Annotated in this window: 2 protein-coding genes; both read left to right on the forward strand. The window is 63.4% G+C overall.

Annotated elements, in window-relative coordinates; genetic code table 11:
• On the forward strand, window positions 1-114 hold a 114-nt coding region (locus RHBS_RS28415), incomplete at its 5' end, for an MspA family porin (RefSeq protein ID WP_187298696.1).
• Window positions 115-319: 205 nt separating this feature from the next.
• Entirely contained in the window at window positions 320-604 is a 285-nt protein-coding gene (locus RHBS_RS28420; protein ID WP_237669891.1) for a hypothetical protein, read from the forward strand.
• Window positions 605-628: the final 24 nt, after the last annotated feature.

The following is a 628-nucleotide window of genomic DNA, read 5'->3' on the forward strand; positions in this document are numbered from 1 at the left end:
AAGGTCGATGCGTGCATGGGTCCGGTCACGGTCCGCACCTACGCGCAGTTCGCGGTCTCGACGTCGACCTCGGACAACAGTGTGTTCGTGTATTCCGACCCCACTTGGCTCTGACACAGCCCTGCGGCCCGGTCGACTATCTGACTCCGGCCACGGACAGTGATCGTTCGATTGACACCCACCGTGTTCGTCGACCGAGAAGTTCGACCCCACTTTGTTCGGTCCGGAAGCTCCATCTGCTCCCGCCGCCCACCCCGGTAGACAAGCACTTCGCGTCCCGCATGCCGGTTGGCGGGGAAAGGAATTGAGGACTACTTCGATGACCACTTCACCGGTCGACCCGATGACCCCACCGACCCGCCATGTCGGTGCAGCACGCAACGAAACCTCGACAGCGGTCATCGCGACACTGTTCGGGCTCGGGTTGCTTGTTGTGGCGTTCGCGATGATCGGACGCCTCGCCGGGTGGGCTGACGAGCACGGGACGATCCTGGTGTATCTGGCGTTCTTTGTGTGGATGTCGATCGCCGGGCGGGTGTTCTGGTGGGGCACCGACAGAGTGGTTGCCACGGTCCGGAAGCCGGCGGCCCAGGACCACCGATGAGGCCGGAACCGATATCGGAACCGA

It is taken from the genome of Rhodococcus sp. BS-15 (assembly GCF_000813105.1).
Classification (GTDB): domain Bacteria; phylum Actinomycetota; class Actinomycetes; order Mycobacteriales; family Mycobacteriaceae; genus Rhodococcoides.

Bases quoted from the DNA above. Each gene is read 5' to 3' on its own strand.
- RHBS_RS28420 (WP_237669891.1), top strand. From the start codon at position 320: ATGACCACTTCACCGGTCGACCCGATGACCCCACCGACCCGCCATGTC.